The organism is Streptomyces sp. NPDC056738 (genome assembly GCF_042790435.1).
GTDB lineage: Bacteria > Actinomycetota > Actinomycetes > Streptomycetales > Streptomycetaceae > Streptomyces.
The window spans coordinates 35,272-61,190 of record NZ_JBHTZF010000011.1 but is presented as its reverse complement, the minus strand read 5'-3'; the positions used below and the strand labels follow the sequence as shown (position 1 = coordinate 61,190).

15 protein-coding genes are annotated in these 25,919 nt (G+C 71.5%); 12 read left to right on the top strand and 3 right to left on the bottom strand.

Translation table 11 applies throughout. The annotated features are described in order from the left end of the window. Positions 1–114 precede the first annotated feature (114 nt). Both ACFRIC_RS27080 and ACFRIC_RS27075 read left to right on the top strand, forming a co-directional pair. Complete coding sequence (locus ACFRIC_RS27080; protein ID WP_382790590.1) at positions 115–1,782, top strand: PucR family transcriptional regulator; 1,668 nt, start codon at positions 115–117, stop codon at positions 1,780–1,782. Positions 1,783–2,070: 288 nt separating this feature from the next. Continuing rightward, entirely contained in the window at positions 2,071–3,516 is a 1,446-nt protein-coding gene (locus tag ACFRIC_RS27075; RefSeq protein WP_382790587.1) for an aldehyde dehydrogenase family protein, read from the top strand. Between the two features lie 241 nt (positions 3,517–3,757). On the opposite strand, the gene ACFRIC_RS27070 is transcribed toward ACFRIC_RS27075, so the two are convergent. After that, complete coding sequence (locus ACFRIC_RS27070) at positions 3,758–6,709, bottom strand: glycoside hydrolase family 3 C-terminal domain-containing protein (protein ID WP_382790585.1); 2,952 nt, start codon at positions 6,707–6,709, stop codon at positions 3,758–3,760. Between the two features lie 361 nt (positions 6,710–7,070). Here ACFRIC_RS27070 and ACFRIC_RS27065 point away from each other — a divergent pair, with 361 nt between their 5' ends. The 6 genes from ACFRIC_RS27065 (at position 7,071) to ACFRIC_RS27040 (ending at position 15,923) form a co-directional block, all read left to right on the top strand. Then, positions 7,071–8,750, top strand: a complete 1,680-nt coding sequence (locus ACFRIC_RS27065; protein WP_382790582.1) for a Tat pathway signal sequence domain protein — start codon at positions 7,071–7,073, stop codon at positions 8,748–8,750. A gap of 26 nt (positions 8,751–8,776) precedes the next feature. Next, positions 8,777–9,829, top strand: coding sequence for an ABC transporter permease (locus ACFRIC_RS27060; RefSeq protein ID WP_382790579.1), 1,053 nt, complete (start codon positions 8,777–8,779; stop codon positions 9,827–9,829). Then, positions 9,826–10,761 carry a carbohydrate ABC transporter permease gene (locus tag ACFRIC_RS27055; protein ID WP_382790575.1) on the top strand — a complete coding sequence of 312 codons (936 nt, stop codon included), beginning with the start codon at positions 9,826–9,828 and terminating at the stop codon, positions 10,759–10,761. Before ACFRIC_RS27060 ends, ACFRIC_RS27055 begins: the two co-directional genes overlap by 4 nt. Before the next feature lie 129 nt (positions 10,762–10,890). Then, positions 10,891–12,897, top strand: a complete 2,007-nt coding sequence (locus ACFRIC_RS27050) for a beta-galactosidase (RefSeq protein ID WP_382790573.1) — start codon at positions 10,891–10,893, stop codon at positions 12,895–12,897. Beyond that, positions 12,894–15,170, top strand: coding sequence for a glycoside hydrolase N-terminal domain-containing protein (locus ACFRIC_RS27045; RefSeq protein ID WP_382790571.1), 2,277 nt, complete (start codon positions 12,894–12,896; stop codon positions 15,168–15,170). Before ACFRIC_RS27050 ends, ACFRIC_RS27045 begins: the two co-directional genes overlap by 4 nt. A 36-nt stretch (positions 15,171–15,206) precedes the next feature. Further along, complete coding sequence (locus ACFRIC_RS27040) at positions 15,207–15,923, top strand: hypothetical protein (RefSeq protein WP_382790569.1); 717 nt, start codon at positions 15,207–15,209, stop codon at positions 15,921–15,923. 57 nt (positions 15,924–15,980) lie between these two features. On the opposite strand, the gene ACFRIC_RS27035 is transcribed toward ACFRIC_RS27040, so the two are convergent. Together ACFRIC_RS27035 and ACFRIC_RS27030 are read right to left on the bottom strand one after the other, a co-directional pair. After that, entirely contained in the window at positions 15,981–18,029 is a 2,049-nt protein-coding gene (locus tag ACFRIC_RS27035) for a TIM-barrel domain-containing protein (RefSeq protein WP_382790566.1), read from the bottom strand. 157 nt (positions 18,030–18,186) lie between these two features. Further along, positions 18,187–19,200 carry a LacI family DNA-binding transcriptional regulator gene (locus ACFRIC_RS27030; protein WP_382790564.1) on the bottom strand — a complete coding sequence of 338 codons (1,014 nt, stop codon included), beginning with the start codon at positions 19,198–19,200 and terminating at the stop codon, positions 18,187–18,189. Positions 19,201–19,616: 416 nt separating this feature from the next. Here ACFRIC_RS27030 and ACFRIC_RS27025 point away from each other — a divergent pair, with 416 nt between their 5' ends. The 4 genes from ACFRIC_RS27025 (at position 19,617) to ispG (ending at position 25,686) form a co-directional block, all read left to right on the top strand. After that, positions 19,617–21,548, top strand: coding sequence for an acyl-CoA dehydrogenase family protein (locus ACFRIC_RS27025; RefSeq protein WP_382790561.1), 1,932 nt, complete (start codon positions 19,617–19,619; stop codon positions 21,546–21,548). A 252-nt stretch (positions 21,549–21,800) separates the two neighbouring features. After that, on the top strand, positions 21,801–23,057 hold the full coding sequence (gene dxr / locus ACFRIC_RS27020) for a 1-deoxy-D-xylulose-5-phosphate reductoisomerase (protein ID WP_382790559.1): 1,257 nt from the start codon (positions 21,801–21,803) through the stop codon (positions 23,055–23,057). Then, positions 23,054–24,358: a M50 family metallopeptidase gene (locus tag ACFRIC_RS27015; RefSeq protein ID WP_382790557.1), complete on the top strand. Its 1,305-nt coding sequence runs from the start codon at positions 23,054–23,056 to the stop codon at positions 24,356–24,358. Before dxr ends, ACFRIC_RS27015 begins: the two co-directional genes overlap by 4 nt. A 170-nt stretch (positions 24,359–24,528) precedes the next feature. Further along, complete coding sequence (gene ispG, locus ACFRIC_RS27010) at positions 24,529–25,686, top strand: flavodoxin-dependent (E)-4-hydroxy-3-methylbut-2-enyl-diphosphate synthase (RefSeq protein ID WP_382790554.1); 1,158 nt, start codon at positions 24,529–24,531, stop codon at positions 25,684–25,686. Positions 25,687–25,919: the final 233 nt, after the last annotated feature.

Here is a 25,919-nt window from a genome sequence, read left to right as displayed (position 1 = left end):
TGAGGATGAACGCACACGGCGACCGTACGGTGAGGCAGAATCGACACAGGCCGTTCATACGCCGCGGCCAAAAGATCACAGAGATCACCGAGCTCACACCGACCTGAAGGCCCCATGCCCCCCACGCTCGCCTCGCTCGTCCACCACTCCGCGCTCAAGCTCACTGTGCGCGCGGGCGAGGACCGCCTGGACGTGCCCGTCCGCTGGGCCCACGTCAGCGAGCTCGCCGACCCCGTGCCGTACATGGAGGGCGGGGAACTGCTGCTGATCACCGCGCTCAAGCTGGACGCGGACGACCCCGAGGTCATGCGGCGGTACGTGAAGCGGCTGGCCGGCGCCGGAGTCGTCGGGATCGGCTTCGCCGTCGGGGTCAACTACGACGAGATCCCCAAGGCCCTCGTCGACGCCGCCGACGAGGAGGGGCTGCCGCTCCTCGAAGTGCCCCGGCGCACCCCCTTCCTCGCCATCAGCAAGGCCGTGTCCGCGGCCATCGCCGCGGACCAGTACCGCGCCGTCACCGCGGGCTTCGCCGCACAGCGCGAGCTCACCAAGCAGGCCCTGAACGACGGCCCCGAAGGACTGCTCACCGCGCTCGCCGGACAGGTCGACGGCTGGGCCGCGCTCTACGACGCCTCCGGCGCCGTCGTCGCCGCCGCACCCGACTGGGCGGGCCGCCGCGCCGCCCGGCTCACCCCCGACGTGGAGCGGCTGCGCGAGCGGCCCGCGCCCGCGAGCTCGGTCGTGGGCGGCGAGGACCGCGTCGAACTGCACTCCCTCGGCACGGGACGCAGGCCGCGCGCCGCGCTCGCCGTCGGAACCGCCGGCGCCCTCGGCACCGCCGAGCGCTACGCCGTGCACTCGGCCATCGCCCTGCTCACCCTGACCACCGAACGCTCGCGGTCCCTGCACGCCGCCGAGCAGCGGATCGGCGCGGCCGTGCTCGGCATGCTGCTCGCCGGGGAACCCGACCACGCGCGGGCCGTCGCCGGGGACCTGTACGGCGAACTGCTCGACGCCCCCTTCCGGCTGATCATCGCCGAGTCGGTGTCCGGGTCGGCCGGCCGGGCGCACGCCGACGGTCACGCGCGCGTGAACGCCGCCGCGCCCTCGAAGACCGCCGTCGCCGTGCCCGACGTCAAGGGCGATCCCCTGGGCGGCCTCGCGGAGGTCGTCGAATCGGCCGCCGCGCGGGCGGGGGAGTCCGTGCTCGTCGTGCCCGACGGGGAACGGCTGGTCGTGCTCGCCGTGGACGGCGGCGCCGCCGTCGCGGCCTGCGGTGACTACGCCGTCGGGCTGGAGTCCGCGCGGGCCGTCCCGCGCGAGCAGTCCGCCGGGGCCGCGGGCGACGAGGACGAGATCGTCGTCGGGCTCTCGGCCCCCGCCGGGCCGATCGCCGCCCGCGCCGCCTACAAGCAGGCCGAGCAGGCCCTGTCCGTCGCCAGGCGCCGCGGCAGGGTCCTCGTCGAGCACGAGGAGCTGGCGGCCGGATCCGTACTGCCGCTGCTCGCGGACGACGCCGTGCGCGCGTTCGCCGACGGCCTCCTGCGGGCCCTGCACGAACACGACGCCACCGGCCGCGGGGACCTCGTCGCCTCACTGCGGGCCTGGCTGTCCCGGCACGGCCAGTGGGACGCGGCGGCCGCCGACCTGGGCGTCCACCGCCACACCCTGCGCTACCGGATGCGCCGCGTGGAGGAGATCCTCGGCCGCTCCCTGGACGACCCCGACGTCCGGATGGAACTCTGGCTGGCCCTGAAGGCGACGGCCGCGACCGGCGAGTGAACCGGGCTCCCTGACGGGGCTGCCTGACGGGGCTCCGTAACGGTGCTCCGTGACGGGGCCCGCTCACGGATTTCCCGGACCGCTCGTCCGGCCGTCGGCGGGGCCCGCCCGGACATGAGGCGCCCGCCCGCGGGTGACCAGGCCAAACCGGCGCACCTCGCCCTCCGACTGTTACGCGTCGGACAAACGACCGGTGATGCTCGCGGACCTACCGTGGACGGGAAAGCGCAGCACCACCAGAAACATCCCAGTCGTCACCCCCACTACGTAAGGGCCCGGGACTCGCACATGACTTCAACCCACGCCTTCTGGCTCGCCGGCCGCCAGGCCACCGGCGAGACCGCCTTCGACGTCACCTCGCCGTGGGACGGCCGCCTCGTCGGTCAGGTCAGCGTGCCCACCGAGGCCCAGGTCGAGGAGGCCGTGGCCGCCGCGTACGCCGTGCGGGACGAGTTCGCCGCGACCCCGGCCCACGTACGCGCCGCCGCCCTCGACCACGTCTCGCGCCGGCTGGCCGAGCGCACCGAGGAGATCGCCCAGCTCATCTCCGCCGAGAACGGCAAGCCGATCAAGTGGGCCCGCGGCGAGGTCGGCCGCGCGGTGTCCGTGTTCCGGTTCGCCGCGGAGGAGGCCCGCCGCTTCAACGGCGGCGAGGCGCAGCGCCTCGACACCGACGCGGGCGGCCAGGGCCGACTGGCTCTCACGCGCCGCTTCCCCAAGGGTGTCGTCCTCGGTATCGCGCCCTTCAACTTCCCGCTGAACCTGTGCGCCCACAAGGTCGCCCCGGCCATCGCCGCGGGTGCCCCGATCATCCTCAAGCCGGCGCCCGCGACCCCGCTGTCCGGCCTGATCCTCGGTGACCTGCTCGCCGAGACCGACCTGCCCGCCGGTTCATGGAGCATCCTGCCGGTCGCCAACGACAAGATGCCCGCCCTGGTCCAGGACGAGCGCCTTCCCGTCATCTCCTTCACCGGTTCCGAGACGGTCGGTTACGCGATCATGGACTCGGTGCCGCGCAAGCACTGCACCCTGGAGCTCGGCGGCAACGGCGCGGCCGTCGTCCTCGCCGACTTCGCGAGCGACGCGGACCTGGACTGGGCCGCGACCCGGATCGCGACCTTCTCCAACTACCAGGGCGGCCAGTCCTGCATCTCGGTGCAGCGCGTGATCGCGGACGCCGCGGTGTACGAGCGCCTGCTGCCGCGCATCGTCGCCGCCGTGGAGGCCCAGGTCACCGGTGACCCGTCCGACGACAGGACGGACGTCGGCCCGCTGGTCAGCGAGGCCGCCGCCGAGCGCGTCGAGTCCTGGGTGGACGAGGCCGTCGCGGCCGGCGCCACGCTGCTCACCGGCGGCAAGCGCGACGGTGCCTCCTACGCCCCGACCGTGCTCGCGGACGTTCCGGCCGACGTCACGATCTCCTGCGAGGAGGTCTTCGGACCGGTCCTGACCGTGCAGAAGGTGGACGGCGAGGCGGCTGCCTTCGAGGCCGCCAACAACTCCAAGTACGGCCTCCAGACCGGCGTGTTCACGCACGACCTGCAGACCGCGTTCCGCGCGCACCGCGCCCTGGAGGTGGGCGGCGTCGTGATCGGCGACGTTCCGTCCTACCGCGCCGACCAGATGCCGTACGGCGGCGCCAAGCAGTCCGGCGTGGGCCGCGAGGGCGTCAAGTTCGCGATGGACGACTACACCTACGAGCGCGTGCTCGTTCTCACGGGTCTCGCACTCTGACGGAGACCCACCCGAGGCCGACGGCCCGAGCCCGACTGTGCGGGGGTTCGGGCCGTCGGCTTTTCCCTTTCGGGCATGCTCCGCCCGATGCCGGGTCCCGTCGTGCGAGGTGGACCCGGGGCCTCGGACGTGACCGAAAACGGCGTGTCTAGTGGCAATCGTTTTCAGTTAACGTCGGGAAAGAGGGGCCCGGCACCGATGCCTTCCGGTGCCGGGCCCCCGTGCCGGCCTCTCCGGACCCTCAACCGGAGAAGCCGACGTGCGCGAGCCGGAGCCGGCCGCGCAGTCCGAGGCGGACGTCGCGGACACCCGCGGCGGTGAACGCGGCGGTGAGAACGCGGTAGTCGTAGGGGCCGTCCGTCCCGCTCGACGCGAGTTCGACGGCAGGACCGGAGCCCGGCGGTTCCCCGGTGACCGGGTCGGGGCCCTGCACGGCGGCCGGCGCGAGAGCCTGCGTCGACACGCGCACCGACGGGCCTTCGTCCAGCGAGACCTCCACGACCCCCTCGCCCGCCACCTCGACGACCACACCGCCGACGCCCGCTCCGAAGTCGCAGCCCAGATAGAGGAGTTCGCCGGAGCCGCCGTCCACCGTGGTCACCGCGTCGCCCGCCGACCTCGTACGGTCGACGATGGCGATGCCGGTCTGTTCGTCGAAGTCGGCCGCGTTCAGGCCGTGTTCGCGCACCGGACGGAACGCGCCGGGTTCTCCGTCGAGTTCGACGGTCCCGGTCAGCCGGACGTCGTCGCTGGATGCCCCGACCAGCACCTCGTACGCGCCGGGTTCGAGGCGTCGGCGGCCGCAGGCCACGTCCCAGAACTCCATCTCGGAGAGCGGGAGTTCGAAGGTGACGTCGGTCGAGGCGCCCGGGGCGAGCCGGATCCGGCGGTGCGCCGCCAGCGCGCGGCGCGGGCGGGGCGCGGACGGCGCGACCGCCCGGGTGTAGAGCTGGACGACCTCGTCGGCGGTCACGGCCCCGGTGTTCGTCACGGCGCAGGAGACGGTCAGTGCGTCGTCCCCGCGGAGGACCCGCAGGTCCGCGTAGGCGAACGAGGCGTAGGACAGCCCGTGCCCGAACGGGAAGAGCGGGGTGCCCTCGAAGTAGAGGTAGGTCTGCCGGCCGCCGATCACGTCGTAGTCGAGCAGACCCGGCAGGTCGTCGTCCCCGGCGTACCAGGTCTGCGGGAGCCGACCTGCGGGGGAGACGTCCCCGGCGAGGACTCGGGCCAGCGCGGTGCCCGCGGCCTGGCCGCCGTGCGCGGTCCACAGCAGGGCGGGCAGACCGGTGTGGTCGACGGCGTACGGGTAGGCGGAGACCAGGACCAGCGCGGTGTGCGGGTTCGCCGCGCGGGCCGCCTCCAGCAGACGCCGCTGGTGGGCGGGCAGCCGCAGCGTCGTACGGTCCTCGGTCTCGCGGCCGTTGATGTGCGGGTCGTTGCCCGCGACGACGAGGACCACGTCCGCCGAGGCGGCGGCCCGCGCCACGGCGTCCTCCCCGCGCTCGGTGAACTCCACCTCGAAGATCTCGGCCTCCCGGGCGTCCCGCCCGGCAACCTTCACGCCGTCGGCGGCGACACAGACGTATCCGCCCGTCCCGAGGTGCTTCAGGAGGTGGCCGCTTCGATGGGGTGCGCAGGGTTCCAGCCGGAAGGTCTCCTGGACGACCCAGCCGCCCGGCTGTTCGGCGGAGGCGCGGAGGAATCCGTCCTCGGCGACCGACAGGTAGCGGCCGTCGGGGGCACGCAGCGTGAGGACGCCCTCGCCCCAGTCGGTCAGCGCCAGCTCGGTGCCGACGGCGTCGGCGGTCAGCGGGGGCAGGTCGGTGCGGCCCGCGATCAGCGCCGGATCGAGGGCGCCCTCGGCACCCCGCGCCCCGGCACCCCGCGCCTCCTCCGACGCGTCGTCCACGGTGGGCACCGCGAGGCACCGGCCGGACGCGGTCCTCAGGAGTACGCGGTCCACGCCCTCGGCGAAGTCCACCCGCTCGGCGCCGAAACGCTCGTACAGGCCCTCCAGCGGTGTCGACCGGTGGAGGAGCGTGCCGCTGTACCAGTCGAGCTTGCACTCGTCGGCGAGCAGTCCGACGACGGCGAGGCGGACGCCGGGGCGCAGCGGCAGCAGTCCGTCGTTCTTCAGCAGGACGACCGCCTGTTCCGCGGCCTCGAGGGCGAGCGCGCGATGAGCGGGCGTGTCGAAGTCCCCGGTGCCCGCGTACGGGTCGAGTTCCGGGTCGAACTCGCCGAGCCGGAAGCGCACGGCGAGCTGGCGCCGGACCGCGGTGTCGATGTCGGCCTCGGTCAGCAGGCCGCGCTCCAGGGCACCCCGGACGCGTGCGGTGATCCGCGAGCCGTCCGTGCCGTGGTCGGTGAAGCTGTCGACGCCGGCGAGGAGCGCGGCGGCGGTCGCCTCCTCGTGGGTGTCGAAGTAGTGCTCGGAGTCGGCCAGGTTGGAGGGCGCGCCCGCGTCCGAGCAGACCAGCAGTTCCTGGTCGGTCCAGGCCCGCAGGTGCTCGCGCAGATACGGCGAGACGTGGTTGGGGCGGCCGTTGACCAGGTTGTACGCGGGCATGACCCCGGCGACGGCGCCCGCCAGGACGGTGTCGCGGAAGGCGCGCAGGTCGTACTCGTGCAGCACGCGCGGCCGGACGGAGGAGGACGAGGTGTCCCGGTCCGTCTCGTTGTTGTGCGCGAGCCAGTGCTTGAGGACCGGTGCCGTGCGCCAGTAGACCGGGTGGTCGCCGCGCAGTCCGCGGGTGTAGGCGGTGGCGACGGCGGAGGTGAGCGCCGGGTCCTCCGAGTAGCCCTCCTCGTTGCGGCCCCACAACGGGTGGCGCAGCAGATTGACCGTGGGGGACCAGACGTTGAGCCCCACGCGGTCGTCCCGGGTGCGCATCGCGCGGGCCTCCGCGGCGACCGCCTCCCCGATCCGGCGCACGAGCTCCGTGTTCCAGGTCGCGCCGAGCCCCACGGCCTGTGGGAACACCGTCGCCGGGCCCATCCAGGCGACCCCGTGCAGCGCCTCCTGGCCGGTGCGGAAGGCGGCCACCCCGAGCCGCTCGACGGCGGGCGCGTACTGGTGCAGGAACGCGATGCGCTCCTCCAGGGTGAGCCGCGTCAGCAGGTCGTCGATGCGCTTCGCGAACGGCAGGCTCGCGTCACGGAAGGGCGGCATCGGTGGCATCTCTTCGGGCACGTGGTGATCCCTTCGCGGTGGGGCATCGAAGGTCTTTCGAAGCGCTTCGATGCTCGATCGACCGACGGGTGGGTGTCAAGACACCTGACCGCACGGCCTCCGTTTCTCGCCAACGGGGTCAAGTGCCATATGGACATGCTCTGTTGTCCGAGCCTCCGAGGAATCTTGGGAGCGACCCTTGTGCACCCCCAGGCGTTCACTTAACCTCGCAGCAACATCGAAGCGCTTCGATTGTCGGGCTCCCCTCTTCCCGGGAACAGTCCCCCGAGGACCGCTTCAGCTCAGGCAGATCCACTCAAGACACCGCAGCCGACGGCTCCACCGCCGGGTGTCCTGCTGTGCGCCATGAAGGGTTGACGCAATGACGCCGAACTCCGCCCCATCCGCCCCCAGCCGGAGAAGCTTCCTCGCCTCCACGGCGGTCGCAGCGGCCGCCGTGGCGGGCGGAACGCCCCTGCTCGCCGCGTGCGGCGGAGGACAGGACGGCAGCAAGGACGGCACCACCTCGGGGAAGGACGCCCAGAAGATCCTTCCGGCGTTCGTGGCGTCGAGCATCGTCACGCCCGACCTGCCGTCGAAGAACGGATCGGCGGCCGGCTTCACCAGGGCGATCGACCTGGACGCGCTGAAGACGTCCGTCCCGAAGAAGCTGGGAACCGGCGGCGACCTGAAGATCATGTCGCCGTTCTGGGGCACCCCGCCGGCGGGCGACAACGCCTACTACACGGCCATGAACGAGGCCATCGGCATCAAGGCGACCTGGCAGAACCAGGACGGCAACACCTACGACGAGAAACTGGGCGCGGTCCTCGCCTCCAGCGACATCCCGGACGTCGTGGTCGTCCCCGGCTGGAACCTGAACGGCAGGATTCCGAGCGCCATCGACGCCAAGTTCGCCGACCTCGGCCCGTACCTGTCGGGCGACAAGGTCAAGGACTACCCGAACCTCGCGGCCGTACCGACCGACGCCTGGCAGCGCTCCATCTTCGGCGGCCGGCTCCGCGCGATCCCGATGCCCGCCTCGTACGTCACCAACATCGCGCCCTTCTACCGCAAGGACGTCTTCGCCGCGAAGGGCTACACCCTCCCCAAGTCGCCCGACGAGTTCCTGGCCTGGGCGAAGGAGGCCACCGACGCCAAGGCGAAGGTGTGGGCCTGCGACGACCTCAAGTGGACGGCCTTCAACATCTACGGCGTCCTCAACGGCAGCGACAAGGCCCTGTGGTGGGACCTGAGGGACGGCAAGCTCGTCAACCGGATCGAGACCGACGCCTACCTCGAAGCCCTGGAGTGGACCCGCAAGCTGTACGCGGCGGGTGTCGTCCACCCCGACGCCAAGGCCGTCAAGGGCGACGCGTCCAACCGCTTCACCGCGGGCCAGTCCCTCGTCTTCAACGGCGACCTGTCCTACTGGTACGGATCGACGGCCGAACAGCGCACCCAGAAGACCGGCTTCGAGATGGGCGCCTTCGACATCTTCGGCCCCGACGGCGGCGACCCCACGCTCTGGGCGACCCAGCCCGCCGGGATCTTCACCTTCGTCAGCAAGAAGGCGTCCAAGCAGCAGATCAAGGACTTCCTCGCGCTCGCCGACTTCTGCGCCGCCCCGTACGGCACCAAGGAGTACATGCTGACGGTCTACGGCGTCGAGGGCACCGACTACACCGTCAAGAACGGACTGCCCACCAAGACCACCAAGGGCACCAACGAGGTCAACGGCGCCTACGACTACACCGGGGACCCGGCCGCCTACCTCGCCCACCCCGATCTGCCCGAGATCGCCAAGCTCCAGGTGGAGTGGCAGCAGCGCATGGGCGCCTTCACCAAGAAGTCCTCCTTCTACGGCCTGACCATCACCGAGCCCAGCCGGTGGACCAACCTCGCCAACGACTTCGAGCAGCTCGAGGACGACATCGTCCGCGGCCGCAAGAAGATCGCCGACATGCAGCAGGCCGTCGCGGACTGGAAGCAGAAGGGCGGCGACGACCTGCGCGCCTGGTACAAGAAGCTGCTCGACGACAACGGCTCCACGGCCAAGTGACCCGGAACTGAGGCAAGGAGAAGGCCGTGTCCCACAGCACGGTGCCTCGGAGCAGGGCCGGGGCCAGGGCGGGCGAGAAGGCGCAGGACGGGAACCCGCCGGACGGCGCGGCCGCGGAGCCCGCCGCCGGGAGCGCCCGGCACGGCGCGGGAAAGCAGGCCTTCCGGCTGCGGTTCAGACGCGACCGCACCCTGATCCTGATGACCCTGCCCGCGGTCGCCCTGTTGCTCGTCTTCACCTACATACCGGTGCTGGGCAACGTGGTCGCCTTCCAGGACTACGACCCCTATCTGAGCGACAACGGCTTCGTCGCCATCTTCGAGAGCCCCTGGACCGGACTCGAGAACTTCCAGCGGATCTTCGCCGACTCGCAGTTCTGGCACGCCGTGCAGAACACGTTCGTCCTGTTCTTCCTCCAGCTCGTGCTCTACTTCCCGATCCCGGTCGCCCTCGCCCTCCTCATCAACAGCGTGGTCAGACCCCGGGTCCGGGCCGTCGCCCAGGCGGTCATGTACCTCCCGCACTTCTTCTCCTGGGTCCTCGTCGTCACCGTCTTCCAGCAGATCTTCGGCGGCGCGGGGATCATCGCCCAGACCCTGCGCCGCCACGGCCACCAGGGCATCGACCTGATGACCGACCCGGGGATCTTCAAGTTCCTGGTGACGGCCGAGGGCGTCTGGAAGGACGCGGGCTGGGGCATCATCGTCTTCCTCGCCGCTCTCGCGTCCGTGTCGCCCGACCTGTACGAGGCCGCCGCCATGGACGGGGCCGGCCGCTGGCGCCGGATGTGGCACATCACCCTGCCCGCCCTGCGCCCGGTGATCGCCCTCCTGCTGGTGCTGCGCGTGGGCGACGCGCTCACCGTCGGCTTCGAGCAACTCCTGCTCCAACGTGACGCGGTGGGCCCCGGAGCCTCCGAGGTCCTCGACACCTACGTGTGGTGGAACGGCATCCGCAACCAGGACTTCGGCTACGCCGCGGCGGCCGGACTGATCAAGGGGGTGGTCGGCCTCGGGCTCGTCCTGGCGGCCAACAAGGCCGCCCACCTCATGGGCGAGCAGGGGGTGTACGAGAAATGACCGCCGTGACCCGGGCACCGGGCGACAGGCACCGCCGCTGGGCGGCGCCGCCCCGGCCGCCCTGGGAGGAGGAGCCGTCGAAGGCCGGCCTCGCGGGCAAGGGGATCGCCCTCGGCCTGGCCGCCTTCGCGATCCTCTTCCCGCTGTGGATCGTCGTCGTCACCAGTCTCCAGTCGAAGAAGACCATCGACGCGGCCGGCGGCCTCGTCGTCGTCCCCCAGGGCGTCACCTTCATCGCCTACCGGGAACTGCTCACCGGCGGCCAGGTGCAGCGCGCCGCGCTCGTCAGCGTCGGAGTGACCCTGACCGGAACCCTGTTCAGCATGGCGGTCTCGGTGCTGTGCGCGTACGGCCTCTCCCGGACCGGGTCGCTCGGCCACCGCTGGTTCCTGATGCTGCTGCTCGCCACGATGTTCTTCGGCGCCGGCCTCATCCCCACCTATCTGCTGGTACAGGCGCTCGGCCTGACCGACACCTATCTCGCGCTGATCCTCCCCAGCGCCGTGAGCGTGTTCAACATCCTGGTGCTGCGGGCGTTCTTCATGGGCATCTCGCCCGAACTCGTCGACAGCGCCCGCATCGACGGCGCGGGCGACTGGCGCATCCTGTGGCAGATCGTGATGCCGCTCTCCCGCGCCGTCCTCGCGGTCATCTCGCTGTTCTACGCGGTCGGTTACTGGAGCGCCTGGTTCAACGCCTCCATCTACCTGAGCGACCAGGACATGATGCCGCTGCAGAACGTCATGATCCAGTTGGTGCAGAAGCAGGAACGGCCGGTCGGCCTCGCCACCCAGATCAACACCGGCCAACTGTCGCCGCTCGCCGTCCAGATGGCCGTCATGGTGCTGGCGCTGCTGCCCGTCGCCGTCCTCTCGCCCTTCGTCCAGCGGCACTTCAAGAAGGGCATGCTCACCGGCGCCGTGAAGGGCTGACCCGGCCGGCCCTCCCCGCCGGGACACCCCAACCGCCCGCGCCATCCCTCCAGCTCGCCGCGGCCGGCCTGCTCCTGACCGGCGGCCGGCCGCGGCGGACCACATCTCTCACCCCGATCGAGGTGGCTCATGCGCACGCCCCCAGGAACCGGCGAAGAGACCGGGCGGCCGAGTCTGAGCGACGCCACCCGGGGCCGCATCCTGTTCGGCGGCGACTACAACCCCGAGCAGTGGCCCGAGGAGATCTGGCACGAGGACGTCCGCCTCATGAAGGAGGCCGGCGTCAACTCCGTCACCGTCGGGGTCTTCTCCTGGGCGAGACTCGAACCACGCCCGGGAGCCCGCGAGTTCGGGTGGCTGGACCGGCTGATGGACCTGATGCACGAGCACGGTGTCGGCGTCGTGCTCGCCACCCCCACCTCCTCGCCACCGCCCTGGATGGGCCGGCTGCACCCCGAGACCCTGCCCCGGGACGAGGACGGCCGCGTCGAATGGTGGGGGTCACGACAGCACTTCTCGCACTCCAGCGCCGTCTACCGCCGCTGTGCCGCCGCCATCACCGAGGACCTCGCCGCCCGCTACGCGGGCCACCCCGCGCTCACGATGTGGCACATCAACAACGAGTACTGCACCTTCGACCACGGCGACGAAGCGGCCACCGCTTTCCGGCGCTGGCTCCGGAGGAGATACGGCACCGTCGAGGCACTCAACACGGCCTGGGGCACGGCCTTCTGGGGCCAGGCCTACGACGACTGGCACGAGGTGATCCCACCGCGCCGAGCCCACTACATGAAGAACCCGACGCAGGTCCTCGACTTCAAACGGTTCACCTCCGACATGCTCCTGGAGTGTCACCTCGCCGAGCGGGACATCGTCCGCCGCCACAGCCCCGGCATCCCGGTGACCACCAACTTCATGCCGATGTGGGTGGGCCAGGACGCCTGGCGGTGGGCCCGGGAGGAGGACGTCGTCTCGGTCGACCTCTACCCCGACCCGCGCGACCCCCTCGGAGCGCAGCACGGAGCACTCGTCCAGGACATGACGCGCTCCCAGGCGGCGGGCGGCCCCTGGATGCTCATGGAACAGGCCGCCGGAGCGGTCAACTGGCGCGGGGTGAACCACCCCAAGCCACGCGGGCTGAACCGCCTGTGGTCCCTGCAGGCCGTGGCGCGCGGCGCCGACGCCGTCTGCTACTTCCAGTGGCGCCAGTCCCGGCAGGGCGCCGAGAAGTTCCACTCCGGGATGATCGGCCACGCGGGGGAGCGGGGCCGTACCTTCCAGGAGATCAAACGGATCGGTGCCGAACTGGCACTCCTCGCACCACACGTGACGGGCACCCGGGTCGAGGCGGACATCGCGGTCCTGCACGACTGGGATTCCTGGTGGGCGGGAGCGCACGACGGCCGGCTGTCCGCGGAGAACGACTGCGCCGAGGTCGTACGGGCCTGGCACCGCGCCCTGTGGGAGGCCCACCTCACCACGGCGTTCGCCCATCCCGAGCACGACCTCTCCGCGTACCGGATGGTCGTCGTGCCCCAGCTCTACCTGCTCACCGACGCGGCCGTCGAGAACCTCCTCGCCTACGCGCGCGCCGGCGGCACACTCGTCTGCGGCTTCCTCACCGGAGTCGCGGACCAGGACGACCGGGTGCGGCCGGGCGGCATGGACGAGCGGCTGCGCGCGCTGTTCGGCATCCGGGTGCTGCACGAATGGTGGCCGCTGGACGCGGGGGAGAAGGTGGCGTGCGACGGCTTCACGGGCACGCTCTGGTCCGAGGAGATCGAGGCCGAGGACGCCGCGGCCGTCGAGGCCCGCTACCGCGGCGGCGAACTCGACGGACTGCCCGCCGTGCTCCGCAGGGGCACCGCCCGCTACCTCTCCACGCTCCCCGAACCGGCCGCCCTGCGCGCCCTGCTGGCGCGGGCGGCCCTGAGCGCGGGCGCCCGGACGGTGCTCGACGGACTGCCCGAGGGGGTCGAGGCCGTCCGGCGCGGCGACCTGCTCTTCCTGCTCAATCACGGGCGCGCCCCGGTGACCGTCGAGGTGCCGGGCAGCCACCGCGACCTGCTCGGCGGCGCGTCCGTGCGGGACTCCGTACGACTGGAGCGGTACGGAGCGGCGGTGCTCGCCCCATGACCGCTCAGGCCCGCCCCGGCCCCCACACGGACCGCCCCGCGGCGGAGGACGGCCCCGGCTCCGTTCCCGTCCACGGCACCTGGGAACCCCGGCCCGCCGCCCGCTGGGAGGACGCCTTCCTGAGCGGCAACGGCACCCACGGCGCCATGGTGTTCGGCGATCCGGACGACGACCGGGTCATCGTCACCCATCACCGTCTGGTCCGCCCCAACGGCAGCTCGCGGGCCCGCCCGCCCGAACTCGCCGACCGCCTCACCGACGTGCAGGACCGGCTGCTCGCCGGAGACGTGAGAGCCGGCGAGGACTTCACCGACGGCCGGCCGCTGCTGTGGGTGCAGCCCTTCCACCCGGCGTTCCAGGTGCGGCTGCGCCGCCCCGTCGGGGAACCGCGCGGCTGCCGGCGCGAGAGCGACTTCACCACCGGGGTCGTCCGCGCCCTGTGCGGCGACCGGCGCGCCGAGGTGTTCGTCTCGCGCGCAGACGACGTGATCACGCAGTACGTGACCGCTCCCGGCCCCGCGACCGAGGTGACGCTGGACCACCGGCTGCCGGGAGCGCCCCCGGACCTGGCCGTGGAGCACGGAGCCGTCCACACCCCCGAGGGCGCCCTGCTCACCCTGCGCGCCCGCTATCCCGGCAGCGACCTGGCGTACACCGGAGTCACCCTCCTCGTCACGGACGGCGCCGTCCGTCCCGCGCTCACCGGCGTACGCGTCGACGGCGCCCGCTCGATGCTGCTGCTCACCCGGGTGCGCCGGCACCCCGGGGCCCCGGACGTCCTCGCCGAGCTCCGCGCACTGCGGGACCTGCTGCCCGAGGCCGGGCACGGCCCCGAGGACACCGGGCACGCGTACGCCCACCTGCTCGCCCGGCACACCGACCTCCACCGCGCCGCCTACCTCCGCGTCACCCTCGACCTGGGCGCCGACCCCGCCGAACGGGCGCTGCCCGGATCGGAACTGGTCCTGCGCCCGAGGAGCCCGGCCCTCCTGGAACGGCTCTTCGCGGCCGGCCGGTACCACCTGCTGTCCGCGTCCGGCACCCTCCCGCCACGCCTGACGGGCCTGTGGACCGGCGACTGGGACACCGCCTGGTCCGGGGCGTTCACCACGGACGCCAACCTCAACCTGCAGACGGCGTCCGCCGCCGCGGCCGCCCTCCCCGAGGTCACCGAGGCGCACGCGGCCCTGGTCCACGGCCAGTTGCCGCACTGGCGGGACAACGCCCGGGCCGTCTTCGGCGCCCGCGGCGTGGTCGCCCCCGCCCACACCGACGGCGAGTCGGGCCACACCTACCACCTCAGCCGCGCCTACCCGCTGCACGTGTGGACCGCGGGCGCCGACTGGCTGCTCAAGCCCCTCGTGGACCACGACGAGACCCGCGGCGCCCGCGACCCGCGCCTCGCCGCCGCCCTCGCCGAGACCGCCCGCTTCTACGAGGACTTCCTCACCCGGACCGACGCCGCCGGCCACCTGGTGATCGTGCCGTCCTACTCCCCGGAGAACCGGCCCGCGAACGCGAGCTGGGTGACCGTCAACGCCGCCATGGACCTCTCGGCGGCCCGGCACGCCCTGCACACGGCGGCCGCCTACCACCCGGGCCCCGCCGCCGAACGCTGGCTCGCCCTCGTCGACCGGCTGCCGCCCCACCGGGTCAACTCCGACGGCGCGCTGGCCGAATGGGCCCGCCCCGGACTCGACGACACCTACGACCACCGGCACCTCAGCCACCTCTACGGCGTCTGGCCCCTCGACGAGATCAACCCCTACGACACCCCCGGCCTCGCCGCCGCGGCCCACCGCGCCCTCGAACTGCGCGGTGCCGAGAACGACTCGGCGCACGGCCACCTCCACCACGCCCTGGTGGCCGCCCGGCTGCGCGACGCCGGACGGGTGGCGGGGGCCCTCGACGACGTCCTGGCCGGGGACTTCTTCCACGTCTCCCTGATGAGCGCCCACTACCCGAACCGGCACGTCTACAACGCCGACGCCGCCCACACCCTGCCGGCCGTCCTCATCGAGGCACTCGTCCAGTCCACCCCACGGCGGCTCGTCCTCTTCCCGGCGCTCCCCACGAGCCTGCCGAGCGGCGAACTCCACGGCGTCCGTACGAGGTTCGGCGCCCGGGCCGACCTCACCTGGACCCCCGAGGGCGCCATCGTCGTCCTGCGGCCGGACCGCACCTGCCGCATCGAACTCCGGACTTCCGCCGGCGCGCGACCGCTCTCCCTGAGCGCCGGAGAAGACCGCGTCCTCACCCTGGGGCCGCGGTAGCCCCCTGAACATCCCCCCACCCATGAAAGGGACCTCATGGCGCTTCGTACACGGAACAGGATCACCAGAGCCCTGATCGCCCCCGCCCTGGCGCTCGGAGCGACGATCGGTCTCGCCTCGGCCCCCGCCCAGGCCGCCGTCTGGTCCTCCTGCGACCAGTGGGGCAACACCACCCTCAACGGCTACACGCTCTACAACAACATCTGGGGCTCCGGAGCGGGCAGCCAGTGCGTCTGGGCCAACTCCGGCACCAACTGGGGCGTCTGGGCGAACCACCCCGCCACCGGCGGCATCAAGTCCTACCCCAACTCCAAGAAGTACGTGGGCAAGACGATCGCCGGGCTGTCCTCCCTCACCAGCAGCTACGACGTCACCGTCCCGTCCTCCGGCGCGTACAACACCTCGTACGACATCTGGGACACCGGCTACGCCCACGAGATCATGCTGTGGGTCAACTACAACGGAGCCGTCGGCGCGCTCGGCACCTCGCAGGGAACGCTCACGCTGAACGGCAACACCTGGACCGTGTACAAGGGCAACAACGGCGCGAACGACGTCTTCTCGTTCCTGCGCAGCTCCGACTCCAGCTCCGGCACCATGAACATCCTCCCGATCCTGCGGTGGATCGCGAACACCAAGGGCTGGATGTCGAGCGGCGCGACCATCGGCGACGTGCAGTTCGGCTTCGAGATCACCTCCTCGGCGGGCGGCCTCGACTTCGTCACGAACAACCTGACGGTCAGCAGCGGCTGACCCGGGCAGAAGGCGCGGCCGGTCCCTCGCCGGGGGCCGGCCGCACCTGGGGACGCTCTAGGCCGTGTCCGCCACGGGCAGCCGTGCGCCGTCCCGCAGGAACAGCGGGATCCGGTCCAGCGGCGCGTCCACCGTCACCCACGCGCCGCCCTCGTACGACTCCCCGGTCCACGCGTCCGTCCAGCGCGCGCCCGCCGGGAGATACGCCGTACGGGCCGTCGCGCCCGCGGTCAGGACCGGAGCCACCAGCAGATCGGGGCCCAGGAGATAGGCGTCGTCCACCGACCAGGCCGCCTGGTCGCCGGGGAACTCCAGGAGCAGCGGGCGCATCACCGGCAGCCCCTCCTCGTGCGCCTCCCGCATCACGTCCAGCAGATACGGCTTCAGGCGTTCCCGCAGCCGCAGGTACTTCTCCATGACGGCGCCGGCCTCCTCGCCGTACGACCAGACCTCGTTCGGGCCGCCGGTCATGGCGGGACCGAGCGGCAGCCCCGGGTCGCGGAAGCCGTGCAGCCGCATCAGCGGCGACAGCGCGCCGAACTGGAACCAGCGCACCATGACCTCGCGATACGCCGGGTCGTCCGGGTCGCCGCCGTGGAAGCCGCCGATGTCCGTGTTCCACCAGGGGATCCCCGACAGCGCGGTGTTGAGCCCCGCGGCGATCTGCCGCCGCAGGGTCGCGAAGTCGGTCCCGATGTCGCCCGACCACAGAGCCGCACCGTAGCGCTGACTGCCCGCCCAGGCCGAGCGGTTGAGGGAGACGATCTCGGTCTCCCCGGCGGCGCGCAGGCCCTCGTAGAACGTACGGGCGTTCTCCCGCGGGTAGAGGTTGCCCACTTCGAGCCCCGGGCCCGCGTGATAGCGGAGGTTCTCGGAGAAGCCCGGCTTCAGTTCCGGCTCGCACGCGTCCAGCCAGAAGGCCGAGATCCCGTACGGGTCGAGATAGTTCTCCTTCACCCGCGACCACAGGAAGTCACGCGCCTCGGGGTTCGTGGCGTCGTAGAAGGCCACCTGGACCGTGGACGCGACCTGCTTGTCCGGCCAGTCGGCGTGCGCCATCGGCCCGTACTCGGTGCCGATGAACCAGCCCCGCTGCTCCATGAGCGCGTGGTTCTCCGAGAGCGGCGAGACCGACGGCCAGACGGACACGACCAGCTTCACGCCGAGACCGGCGAGTTCGGCCTGCATGGCCGCCGGGTCGGGCCACTCGGCCGGGTCGAACCTCCAGTCGCCGAGATGGGTCCAGTGGAAGAAGTCGCAGACGATGACCGAGAGCGGCAGACCTCGGCGCTTGTACTCCCGTGCCACGTCCAGGAGTTCGTCCTGGGTGCGGTAGCGCAGCTTGCACTGCCAGAACCCGGCCGCCCACTCGGGCAGCATCGGCGTCCGGCCCGTGACCGCGCTGTAGCGGCGCTGGGCGTCGGCCGGCGTGCCCGCGGTGATCCAGTAGTCGATCTGCCGGGCCGAGTCGGCGACCCAGCGGGTGCCGTTGCCCGCGAGTTCCACCCGGCCGATGGCCGGGTTGTTCCACAGGAGGGTGTAGCCGCGGCTGGAGGTGAGCACCGGCACGGTGACCTCGGCGTTGCGCTGGATCAGGTCCAGGACCGCGCCCTTCTGGTCGAACAGCCCGTGCTGGTGCTGCCCGAGGCCGTACAGCCGCTCGCCGTCGTACGCGGCGAAGCGCTGCTCCAGCCGGTGGTGGCCGTTGCCGGTGGGGGTGTACAGCCGTGATCCGGGCCACCAGAAGTGGGCGCGCTCCTCGGCGAGGAGTTCACCGCCGTCCGAGGTCCGGGTGAAGCGGATCAGGCCCTCGGCGCTCACCTCGACGGTCAGCGTGCCCACCGTCAACCGGCTCTCGGCGTCGCCGAGTTCCAGCGTGCTCACGGTGTCCCGCGGCTCGTCGAGCAGCGCTCCGGGCAGCCCTTCGAGCAGGGGGCCGCCGAGCCGGGCGCGGACCCGCACGGCATCGGGACCCCAGGGCTCGATCCGGACCGTCTCGGTGCGCCCGCTCCACTCCAGCGCGCCGTCCCGTTCACGGAACGTGCCGACGGTGGGGGAGGACTGCGCGAGGCCGACCTGGGGCTGGACTGCGGCGGACTGATTCACGTGGATGCTCCTGAAGCGGGGTCCTGAAGCGGGGTCCTGAGGCGGGGTGCGGACAGAGCGGCACGGGGAGGGCACGCGGACAGCGGTGTCCGGCGGAGGGTTCGCCGGGGTCTCACGACGGGGGCGCCGGCCGGGTGTGCCCCCGAGGGGAAGCGGATCAGGGAGCGGCCGGCGCCGGCCCCGTGCTCGCCCGTACCGTCAACTCGGGTGCGAGCAGGACGACCTCGTCCTTGCCCCGCCCTTCGAGCTTGGCGATCAGATGCTCGACCGCATGGCGGCCCATGTCCTGCGCGGGGATGGCGACCGACGTCAGCCGCACCGAGGCCTGGGTGGCGACCTGGTCCGGGCAGATCGCGATCACCGAGACGTCCTCGGGCACGGCACGGCCCTTCTGGCGCAGCAGCGCGAGCAGCGGTTCGACCGCCGACTCGTTCTGCACGACGAAGCCCGTGGTGCCCGGGCGCTCGTCGAGGATGCGGGCGAGGGTGAGGGCCATCGCGTCGTAGCCGCCCTCGCAGGGCCGGTGCAGCACACCCAGCCCCAACTCCCGCGAGCGGGCGCGGAGTCCGTCGAGCGTCCGCACGGCGAAACCGGTGTGCCGCTCGTAGACGGCGGGGGCCTCGCCGATGACAGCGATGTCACGGTGACCGAGCAGCGCCAGATGCTCGGCACACAGCGCACCCGTGGCCCCGAAGTCGAGGTCGACGCAGGTCAGGTCGGTGGTGTCGGCGGGGAGCCCGATGAGCACGGACGGCTGGTCCGTGGCGCGCAGCAACGGCAGCCGCTCGTCGTCGAGTTCGACGTCCATCAGGATCATCGCGTCGGCGAGCCCGCTGCCGGTGACCCGGCGCACCGCGTCGGGCCCCTCCTCGCCGGTGAGCAGCAGGACGTCGTACCCGTGCGTCCGGGCGCAGGTGGCCACGGCGATGGCGATTTCCATCATCACCGGTACGTACATGTCGGTGCGCAGCGGGACCATCAGCGCGATGATGTTGGACCGGTTGCTCGCCAGGGCGCGGGCGCCCGCGTTCGGGTGGTAGCCGAGTTCCTGGATGCTCCGCTCGACCCGCTGCCGGGTGGTCGCGGAGATGGACCGCTTGCCGCTGAGGACATAGCTCACCGTGCTCGCCGAGACTCCGGCGTGCTGGGCGACCTCGGCGAGGGTGACCATCCAGCTCTCCCAGTTTTGTGAAGCGCTTCGACAGTGCGCGCGGTACCGATCGGGGCGAATGAGGGTGGCTCGACACTAGCCCGGTGGAGGAATGGTGTCCATAGGCTGTCGAAGCGCTTCGACAGCCCTTTCCCGGCCTCGGTTCCCCGCCGCGACGCGATGGTGGGTCCCGGCCGCGACGCACCTCCCGGCGGTCGGGCGGCACGTCGAGCGACACGTCCCCCGTTCGGCGCATCCAGACCGTCCCCCGGAGCGGGCCCCCGGCGCAACACCCATGGCCGGTTCGCGGGGGAGCGCATCGGGCCGAACGCTGCGCGAGGACTGGTGGGGTCATCCGGAATCGGGTAAATACGATCGAGTAGAACCGGTCGGTAATGGACTGTCCCAAGATCCCTATTCGCGGCGAGGTGAGCCTCATGTCCGCCACACCCCACCAGCCCACAGTCACCGAACGCGAAGCCCGACAGGTCGCCGAGGCCGCGCGCGAACAGGACTGGCGCAAGCCCAGCTTCGCGAAGGAACTCTTCCTCGGCCGCTTCCGGCTCGACCTGATCCACCCGCACCCGCTCCCGGCCGACGAGGACACGCTGCGCGGCGAGGAGTTCCTGGCCAAACTGCGGGACTTCTGCGAGACGAAGATCGACTCCGCCCGGATCGAGCGCGAGGCACGGATCCCGGACGAGACCATCACCGGGCTCAAGGAACTCGGCGCCCTCGGCATGAAGATCGACACCAAGTACGGCGGCCTGGGCCTCACCCAGGTGTACTACAACAAGGCCCTCGCCCTGGTCGGCTCCGTGAACCCGGCGCTCGGCGCGCTGCTCTCGGCCCACCAGTCGATCGGTGTGCCCCAGCCGCTGAAGCTCTTCGGCACCCAGGAGCAGCGGGACGTCTTCCTGCCCCGCTGCGCCCGTACCGACATCTCGGCCTTCCTGCTCACCGAGCCGGACGTCGGCTCCGACCCGGCGCGGCTCGCCACGACCGCCGTGCCGGACGGCGACGACTACATCCTCGACGGGGTGAAGCTCTGGACGACGAACGGCGTCGTCGCCGACCTCCTCGTCGTCATGGCGCGCGTCCCGAAGTCCGAGGACCGCAAGGGCGGCATCACGGCCTTCGTGGTGGAGGCCGCCTCGGAGGGCATCACCGTCGAGAACCGCAACGCGTTCATGGGCCTGCGCGGCCTGGAGAACGGCGTCACCCGCTTCCACCAGGTGCGCGTGCCGGCCGCCAACCGCATCGGACCCGAGGGCGCGGGCCTGAAGATCGCCCTCACCACGCTCAACACCGGCCGCCTCTCGCTGCCCGCGATGTGCGTCGGCGCCGGCAAGTGGTGCCTGAAGATCGCCCGTGAGTGGACGTCCGTGCGCGAGCAGTGGGGCAAGCCGGTCGCCTTCCACGAGGCCGTCGGCTCCAAGATCTCCTTCATCGCGGCCACCACCTTCGCGCTGGAGGCGGTGCTCGACCTGTCCTCGCAGATGGCCGACGAGAACCGCAACGACATCCGCATCGAGGCCGCGCTCGCCAAGCTGTACGGCTCCGAGATGGCCTGTCTGATGGCCGACGAACTGGTCCAGATCCGCGGCGGCCGCGGCTTCGAGACGGCCGCGTCTCTGGCGGCCCGCGGCGAGCGCGCGGTCCCCGCCGAACAGGTCCTGCGCGACCTGCGCATCAACCGCATCTTCGAGGGCTCCACGGAGATCATGCACCTGCTGATCGCCCGGGAGGCCGTCGACGCCCACCTCTCGGTCGCCGGCGACCTCATCGACCCCGACAAGTCCCTCTCGGAGAAGGCGAAGGCGGGCGCGAACGCCGGTGTCTTCTACGCCAAGTGGCTGCCGAAACTGGTCGCCGGCGCGGGTCAGCTCCCGCGCTCGTACAGCGAGTTCGACCAGGACGTGGACCTCTCCACGCATCTGCGGTACGTGGAGCGCAACGCCCGCAAGCTCGCCCGGTCCACCTTCTACGCGATGTCGCGCTGGCAGGGCCGCATGGAGACCAAGCAGGGCTTCCTGGGCCGGATCGTCGACATCGGGGCCGAGCTCTTCGCCATGAGCGCGGCCTGTGTACGGGCGGAGCACCTGCGCAAGAAGGGCGATCACGGGCGCGAGGCCTACCAGCTCGCCGACGCCTTCTGCCGCCAGTCCCGCATCCGGGTCGAGGAACTCTTCGGACGCCTGTGGACCAACACCGACGACCTCGACCGCAAGGTCGTCAAGGGGGTCCTGTCGGGCACCTACACCTGGTTGGAGGAAGGCGTCCTGGACCCCTCGGGCGAAGGCCCCTGGATCGCCGACGCCACTCCCGGCGCGAGCACCCGGGAGAACGTGCACCGGCCCATTCGCTGACCCTCGTCCCGCGACCGCGCACGGGCCCGCCGGCGGACGGCCCGTGCGCGGCCGTACCCGGCGGCCGCCGGGGCCCACGACCCGAGGCGGCGCGCACCGGGAGGCACACCCGGACACACGTCCGGACGCAACCTGGACGCACGCCTCCGCCCGGGCTTCCCGACGCGCCCGGGCACCCCGTTCACGGGGAGAGTCGGTGGGAATGAGGGACGCCCTGTCTTTCGGCGGCCGCGATGCGGCCACAATGGGGGGATGAGCGACAGTCCAGCCCCCCTCGCTGATCCGCATCTCGTCTTCGACCCCGTGAACGGAGTCCGGGATGTCGTGATCCTCGGTTCCACCGGATCGATCGGCACCCAGGCCATCGACCTCGTGCTGCGCAACCCCGACCGGTTCCGGGTCACCGCGCTGGCTGCCGCCGGCGGCAGGGTCGCCCTGCTCGCCGAGCAGGCGCACCGGCTGCGGGTACGGACGGTCGCCGTCGCGCGCGAGGACGCCGTCCCGGCGCTCAGGGAGGCCCTCGCGGCCCTGTACGCGCCCGGCGAGACCCTGCCCGAGATCCTCGCCGGACCGGACGCGGCCACCCAGGTCGCCGCGTCGGACTGTCACACCGTCCTCAACGGCATCACCGGTTCCATCGGCCTCGCGCCCACCCTCGCCGCGCTGGAGGCGGGCCGCACCCTCGCGCTCGCCAACAAGGAGTCGCTCATCGTCGGCGGCCCGCTGGTCAAGGCGCTGGCGAAGCCGGGCCAGATCATCCCGGTCGACTCCGAGCACGCGGCCCTGTTCCAGGCGCTGGCCTCGGGTACCCGTGCCGATGTGCGCAAGCTCGTGGTGACCGCCTCCGGGGGACCGTTCCGCGGCCGTACGAAGGCGGAGCTGGCGAACGTGGCACCGGCCGACGCCCTCGCGCACCCCACCTGGGCCATGGGCCCGGTCATCACCGTCAACTCCGCGACCCTGGTCAACAAGGGACTGGAAGTCATCGAGGCACACCTCCTCTACGACATTCCCTTCGACCGCATTGAGGTGGTCGTGCACCCGCAGTCGTATGTCCACTCGATGGTGGAATTCACGGACGGCTCGACGATCGCCCAGGCGACGCCCCCCGACATGCGGGGGCCCATCGCCATCGGTGTCGGCTGGCCCGAACGCGTCCCGGACGCGGCGCCCGCCTTCGACTGGACGAAGGCGTCGAGCTGGGAGTTCTTCCCGCTCGACAACGACGCCTTCCCGTCGGTGGGACTCGCCCGGCACGTGGGGCAGCTCGCGGGTACGGCCCCGGCGGTGTTCAATGCCGCCAACGAGGAGTGCGTGGACGCGTTCCTGAACGGCACACTGCCGTTCAACGGGATCATGGAGACCGTCACCCGGGTCGTCGAGGAACACGGCACACCGCGTACGGGAACTTCCCTGACCCTCGCGGACGTCCTCGAAGCGGAGACCTGGGCACGGGCCCGGGCCCGTGAACTGACGGCACAGACGACAATCGCGGAGGCTCGTGCATGACGACCCTGATGATGATCCTCGGCATAGTCGTCTTCGTGGTCGGCCTGCTGATCTCGATCGCGTGGCACGAGCTGGGACATCTGTCGACGGCCAAACTGTTCGGCATCCGGGTGCCGCAGTACATGGTCGGCTTCGGGCCGACCATCTGGTCGCGCAAGAAGGGCGACACCGAGTACGGCATCAAGGCCGTTCCGCTCGGCGGCTACATCCGCATGATCGGGATGTTCCCGCCCGGCCCGGACGGCCGGATCGAGGCCCGCTCGACGTCCCCCTTCCGGGGCATGATCGAGGACGCCCGGTCGGCCGCCTTCGAGGAACTGCAGCCCGGCGACGACACCCGCCTCTTCTACACGCGCAAGCCGTGGAAGCGCGTGATCGTGATGTTCGCCGGTCCTTTCATGAACCTGATCCTCGCCGTCGCGATCTTCCTCGGCGTGATGATGACGTTCGGCGTCCAGACCCAGACCACCACGGTCGGCAAGGTCTCCGACTGCGTCATCCAGCAGAGCGAGAACCGCACGAAGTGCGCCAAGGACGACCAGGCGGCCCCCGCCAAGGCCGCCGGGCTCCGCGGCGGCGACAAGATCGTCGCCTTCGACGGCAAGCCGGTCGACGACTGGGCGGCCCTCCAGTCCGACATCCGGGCCAACCCCGGCAAGGACGTCACGATCACCGTCGAGCGCAACGGACAGCAGGTCCCCCTGAAGGCCCACCTGATCAAGAACCAGGTGAGCAAGACCGACGGCAACGGCGGCTACGTCGAGGGCAAGTACGTGTACGCCGGCTTTCTCGGCTTCACGCCCGCCTCCGGCATCGTCGAGCAGTCCTTCGGCCAGTCCGTGGACCGCATGGGCGACATGATGCAGAACGGCATCGAGTCCCTGGTCTCGCTGCCCGGCAAGGTGCCCGACCTGTGGAACGCCGCCTTCGGCGACGCTCCGCGCAAGGCCGACTCCCCGATGGGCGTGGTCGGCGCGGCCCGCATCGGCGGCGACGTCTTCACCCTGGACATCCCCGCGTCGCAGCAGGTCGCAATGATGCTGCTGCTCGTCGCCGGGTTCAACCTCTCCCTGTTCCTGTTCAACATGCTCCCGCTGCTGCCGCTCGACGGCGGGCACATCGCGGGCGCCCTGTGGGAGTCCCTGCGCCGGAACCTCGCCCGGGTGCTGCGCCGCCCGGACCCGGGCCCGTTCGACGTGGCGAAGCTGATGCCGGTGGCCTACGTGGTGGCCGGGATCTTCGTCTGCTTCACGGTCCTCGTCCTCATCGCGGACGTCGTAAATCCCGTGAAAATCTCTTAGTCATACTGCGTTGGTGGCGGCCGGACACCCTGGGTGTCCGGCCGCCTTCCATTGAGTGGGTTTGAGTGCCGGGGGCGTGATGTGCTCGGTGGCGCGCTCGTACCGTAATCTCGAAGCCCGGAGCCCACGATTTCCGGGACCTTGATCCATAACTTGGGGTTGCACAGCAGATGACTGCGATTTCTCTCGGCATGCCGTCCGTTCCGACCAAGCTGGCCGAGCGCCGGAAGACCCGGCAGATCCAGGTCGGGACCGTGGCCGTGGGCGGAGACGCTCCCGTCTCGGTGCAGTCGATGACGACCACGCGCACGTCGGACATCGGCGCCACGCTCCAGCAGATCGCGGAGCTGACCGCGTCCGGCTGCCAGATCGTGCGGGTGGCCTGTCCCACCCAGGACGACGCCGACGCGCTCGCCACCATCGCCAAGAAGTCCCAGATCCCCGTCATCGCGGACATCCACTTCCAGCCGAAGTACGTGTTCGCCGCGATCGACGCCGGCTGCGCGGCCGTCCGTGTCAACCCCGGCAACATCAAGCAGTTCGACGACCAGGTCAAGGAGATCGCGCGGGCCGCCAAGGACACCGGCACCCCGATCCGGATCGGCGTCAACGCCGGCTCGCTCGACAAGCGGCTGCTCCAGAAGTACGGCAAGGCCACGCCCGAGGCGCTCGTCGAGTCCGCGCTGTGGGAGGCGTCCCTCTTCGAGGAGCACGACTTCCGTGACATCAAGATCTCGGTCAAGCACAACGACCCGGTCGTCATGGTCAACGCCTACCGCCAGCTCGCCGCCGCCTGCGACTACCCGCTCCACCTCGGCGTGACCGAGGCCGGCCCCGCCTTCCAGGGCACCATCAAGTCGGCCGTCGCGTTCGGCGCCCTGCTCTCCGAGGGCATCGGCGACACCATCCGCGTCTCCCTCTCGGCCCCGCCGGTCGAGGAGGTCAAGGTCGGCCTGCAGATCCTCCAGTCGCTGAACCTGCGCCAGCGCGGCCTGGAGATCGTCTCCTGCCCGTCCTGCGGCCGCGCCCAGGTCGACGTCTACAAGCTGGCCGAAGAGGTCACCGCCGGGCTCACCGGCATGGAGGTCCCGCTGCGCGTCGCCGTCATGGGCTGCGTCGTCAACGGTCCCGGCGAGGCCCGCGAGGCCGACCTCGGCGTCGCCTCCGGCAACGGCAAGGGCCAGATCTTCGTGAAGGGCGAGGTCATCAAGACCGTCCCCGAGTCGAAGATCGTGGAGACCCTGATCGAAGAGGCGATGAAGCTCGCCGAGCAGATGGAGGCCGACGGAATCGCCTCCGGCGAGCCGACGGTCTCCGTGGCGGGCTGACGCCCCCGGCAGTTCGTACGAGGCCCCCGGGCCCCGCGCGTCCCCCGAACCCAGCGATCCGACACCGGACCGGCAGGGCACTCGGGGAGCGCGGGGAACCGGGGGCCTTCGCCGTTCCGGCGCGTCCGGCGGCCCGGGTTCACCGACAGGCGCGCGGCGGGTCCGGGAGCGACGATGGGTCGGTGCGCCGGACGACACGGATCCGGCGCCGGTTTCCGCAGGCACGAAGGGCA

What these genes read in the sequence shown, in the direction of transcription:
- ispG (WP_382790554.1), top strand. Translation starts at nt 24,529, where the DNA reads ATGACTGCGATTTCTCTCGGCATGCCGTCCGTTCCGACCAAGCTGGCC.
- ACFRIC_RS27050 (WP_382790573.1), top strand. Translation starts at nt 10,891, where the DNA reads ATGCGCACGCCCCCAGGAACCGGCGAAGAGACCGGGCGGCCGAGTCTG.
- ACFRIC_RS27065 (WP_382790582.1), top strand. Translation starts at nt 7,071, where the DNA reads ATGACGCCGAACTCCGCCCCATCCGCCCCCAGCCGGAGAAGCTTCCTC.
- ACFRIC_RS27075 (WP_382790587.1), top strand. Translation starts at nt 2,071, where the DNA reads ATGACTTCAACCCACGCCTTCTGGCTCGCCGGCCGCCAGGCCACCGGC.
- ACFRIC_RS27055 (WP_382790575.1), top strand. Translation starts at nt 9,826, where the DNA reads ATGACCGCCGTGACCCGGGCACCGGGCGACAGGCACCGCCGCTGGGCG.
- ACFRIC_RS27015 (WP_382790557.1), top strand. Translation starts at nt 23,054, where the DNA reads ATGACGACCCTGATGATGATCCTCGGCATAGTCGTCTTCGTGGTCGGC.
- ACFRIC_RS27080 (WP_382790590.1), top strand. Translation starts at nt 115, where the DNA reads ATGCCCCCCACGCTCGCCTCGCTCGTCCACCACTCCGCGCTCAAGCTC.
- dxr (WP_382790559.1), top strand. Translation starts at nt 21,801, where the DNA reads ATGAGCGACAGTCCAGCCCCCCTCGCTGATCCGCATCTCGTCTTCGAC.
- ACFRIC_RS27045 (WP_382790571.1), top strand. Translation starts at nt 12,894, where the DNA reads ATGACCGCTCAGGCCCGCCCCGGCCCCCACACGGACCGCCCCGCGGCG.
- ACFRIC_RS27040 (WP_382790569.1), top strand. Translation starts at nt 15,207, where the DNA reads ATGGCGCTTCGTACACGGAACAGGATCACCAGAGCCCTGATCGCCCCC.
- ACFRIC_RS27025 (WP_382790561.1), top strand. Translation starts at nt 19,617, where the DNA reads ATGTCCGCCACACCCCACCAGCCCACAGTCACCGAACGCGAAGCCCGA.
- ACFRIC_RS27030 (WP_382790564.1), bottom strand. Translation starts at nt 19,200, where the DNA reads ATGGTCACCCTCGCCGAGGTCGCCCAGCACGCCGGAGTCTCGGCGAGC.